At 48.4% G+C, this 409-nt stretch carries 1 pseudogene; it reads right to left on the reverse strand.

Features of this window, described 5'->3' with window-relative positions:
- Nucleotides 1–25: 25 nt before the first annotated feature.
- Nucleotides 26–409: pseudogene (locus ACXAG2_RS20885) on the reverse strand (IS110 family transposase); the annotation flags it as partial.

A 409-nucleotide genomic window follows, 5' to 3' on the forward strand; every position in this document is an offset into this window, starting at 1 on the left:
TCGATCAGTTGGCCGTGCCTTCGTAACGAATATTGTTTCGAAGCAGTAAGGCTTTAAGCTGGTACTTGGCTTCTTTTAAATCCTTCATTGCCGCTTCGCGCGCACGGGATAAATCCCTAACGGCTTCATCTTCCGGCTCAGGGACATAAATGGGTGTGAGGTCTTCAGACTTTAATGACCTCACCAGTTTCAATGCATCCCGGCGGTCGGTTTTAATTCGCTCCCCCGGGCTTTTTAGGAATAAGAGAAGGAGCAACGACGTAACAACAGTGACCCAGACTTGTGATGAGCCGGTAAATCCAGTAGCCACAAGGACCCGCTTCATAGACAACGTGCAGAGTCGCGCCAGGATATTTAGATTCAAACTGGCGAAGTAATTTTTTAACGCTGACTTTGGAAGAGGGGATGC

The organism is Alteromonas sp. ABH4_456, assembly GCF_056160645.1.